The sequence below is a fragment of the Streptomyces sp. UH6 genome (assembly GCF_013421635.1).
Classification (GTDB): domain Bacteria; phylum Actinomycetota; class Actinomycetes; order Streptomycetales; family Streptomycetaceae; genus Streptomyces; species Streptomyces abyssomicinicus.
This window is the reverse complement of record NZ_JACADT010000759.1, coordinates 1-2,731: the sequence shown is the minus strand read 5'-3', so window position 1 is coordinate 2,731 and position 2,731 is coordinate 1. Positions and strand designations below refer to the sequence as shown.

Here is a 2,731-nt window from a genome sequence, read left to right as displayed (position 1 = left end):
GCTGTTCGCCGCCGCCCGCGAGGCCGGCGTGCCGGTCTGGGGCGACGTCGAACTCGCCTGGCGCCTGCGCGACCTGGACGGCCGCACCCCCGCCCCCTGGCTCTGCGTCACCGGAACCAACGGCAAGACCACCACCACCCGGATGCTCGCCTCCATCCTGGAGGCCGCCGGACTGCGCACCGCCGCCGTCGGCAACATCGGGGTCTCGCTGCTGGACGCCGTGCTCGGCGACACCGAGTACGACGTCCTCGCCGTCGAGCTCTCCAGCTACCAGCTGCACTGGGCGCCCTCGCTGCGCGCCCATTCCGCCACCGTCCTCAACCTGGCCCCCGACCACCTCGACTGGCACGGCTCCATGGCGGCCTACGCGGCCGACAAGGGCCGGATCTACGAGGGCAACCAGGTCGCCTGCGTCTACAACAAGGCCGACAAGGCCACCGAGGACCTGGTGCGCGAGGCGGACGTCGAGGAGGGCTGCCGCGCCATCGGCTTCACCCTCGGCACCCCCGGCCCCTCCGAGGTCGGCGTCGTCGACGGCATCCTCGTCGACCGCGCCTTCGTCGAGAACCGGCAGAAGAACGCCCAGGAGCTCGCCGAGGTCACCGACGTCCAGCCCTCGGTGCCGCACAACATCGCCAACGCCCTCGCCGCCGCCGCCCTGGCCCGCGCCTTCGGCGTCCCGGCCACCGCGGTCCGCGACGGGCTCCGCGCCTTCCGGCCCGACGCCCACCGCATCGCGGTGGGCGGGGTCCTTCCCGACCCGGACCGCGGGACCCGTCGACCCGTGCGGGCCCGGGCCGACGGGCCCGGCTTCGCACGGCAGCACCGGCGGCCTCACGGCTCCGGCTGCTCCATCTGCGGGTTCCGTCCGAAGCGGTGTTTATCGTCAGGCAGACGACTATGATCGCCGCATGCCCTACGACCCGTCAGCCTTTCCTCCCTTCGCCGTCACCGTGGACCTGGTGGTGCTGACCGTGCGCCGTCACTCCCTGTGCGCACTGGCGGTCCGTCGCGGCGAGCCTCCCTTCCAGGGCCGCTGGGCCCTCCCCGGAGGCTTCGTGCGCGAGGACGAGGACCTGACCCAGGCCGCGGCGCGCGAACTCCACGAGGAGACCGGTCTGCGGGCCCATGACCCCACCGTCCCGGCGGAACCCCCGCAGGACAACGGTGCCCACCTCGAACAACTCGCCACCTACGGGGATCCGAAGAGGGACCCCCGGATGCGGGTGGTCAGCGTCGCCCACCTCGCCCTCGCCCCCGATCTCCCCGCCCCGCGCCCCGGCGGCGACGCCGGGGACGCCCGCTGGGCCCCCGTGGAGGAACTGCTCGAGCCGTCCGGGGACGGCGGCCCCGACCAGGAGGCGCCGCTCGCCTTCGACCACGCGCACATCCTCGCGGACGGAGTCGAACGGGCCCGCTCAAAGATCGAATACTCCTCGCTGGCCACGGCGTTCTGCCCGCCGGAGTTCACCGTCGGGGAACTGCGCCGTGTCTACGAGGCGGTGTGGGGCGTCACCCTCGACCCGCGGAACTTCCACCGCAAGGTCACCGGCACGCCCGGCTTCCTGGTTCCGACCGGAGGCACCACCACCCGTCAGGGGGGCCGTCCCGCCCAGTTGTTCCGCGCAGGCGGAGCCACGTTGCTCAACCCGCCGATGCTGCGCCCCGAGATCTGAGGCCGGGGCCCCGGCCGTCCCCACGCCGTCGCGTTGCCTGGGCAATTCTCCCGGCAATGGCAAGATAAAACGGGCAAAACGTAAGCAAGTAATGCGTATCGCGCTATCTTGCTTCGGGTGATCAAGGCCATCGGACTGACCAGCGCCCCCCGCAAGGAGCTTCCGCCCGCCGTCGACGACGTCTCCTTCGAGGCGCTTCCCGGCCGTGTCACCGCACTCCTCGGAGCGCCGGGTGCGGGCCGCACGACGGTTCTCCAACTCATGCTGGAACTGAGGCAGGGGCGCGGTGTCACCCACTTCCGGGGTCGTCCCCTGCACGCGTCGCCGGCCCCGCTGCGCGAAGTGGGGGCGGTCCTCGGAGACGTCCCGGGCCACCCTGCCCGGACCGTCCGCGGTCACCTCCGCATGGTCTGCGCGGCCGCTGGGGCGCCGGCCGCCCGCGCCGACGAACTCCTGGAGACGACCGGTCTGGTGGAACTGCGCGATCGACGGCTCGACTCCCTCTCCCGCGGCGCCGACCGGCGGCTCGGCATGGCGTGCGCCCTGCTGGCGGCCCCTCACGCCCTCGTCCTCGACGAACCTGCCGCCGGCCTCGCTCCCGAGGACGCCCGATGGCTCCACGCCGAGCTGCGTCACCACGCCGACCTCGAAGGCGTGGTGCTGTTCACCACCGCCGACCCGCGGGAGGCGGCCCGGGTCGCCGACCGGGTGATCACCCTCGACCGGGGGCGTGTGGTCGCGGATCAGGACGTCGAGGAGTTCACCCGCGCCCGCCTCCGCCGCCGCGTCGCCGTCCGCACCCCGCACGCCGCGCGCCTCGCGGACCTGCTGGCCAAGGAGGCGCGGACCTCCCGGCGCCCGGTGGAGGTGGTTCGGGAGGGCGGTGCGCTCCTGTCGGTCTACGGCGGCAGTTGCGCCGAGATCGGCGAGGCGGCCTACCGGCACGGTGTCCTGATCCATCAACTCGCCGAAGAGACCGGGGACATGGGGCCAGGGGCGGCGGCTGCCCTCCCGACCGCCGGGAAGGCCACCGGGATCCTGCGGCATGCGCGGGC

General features: G+C 73.5%; 2 protein-coding genes and 1 pseudogene. All 3 read left to right on the top strand.

What is annotated here, in order from left to right:
• Positions 1-739, top strand: a pseudogene (locus tag HW445_RS25415) (Mur ligase family protein); the annotation flags it as partial.
• A gap of 172 nt (positions 740-911) precedes the next feature.
• A complete protein-coding gene (locus HW445_RS25410) occupies positions 912-1,676 on the top strand; it encodes an NUDIX domain-containing protein (protein ID WP_180223243.1) in 765 nt (254 codons plus the stop codon).
• A gap of 117 nt (positions 1,677-1,793) precedes the next feature.
• On the top strand, positions 1,794-2,731 hold a 938-nt coding region (locus HW445_RS25405), incomplete at its 3' end, for an ABC transporter ATP-binding protein (RefSeq protein WP_180223242.1).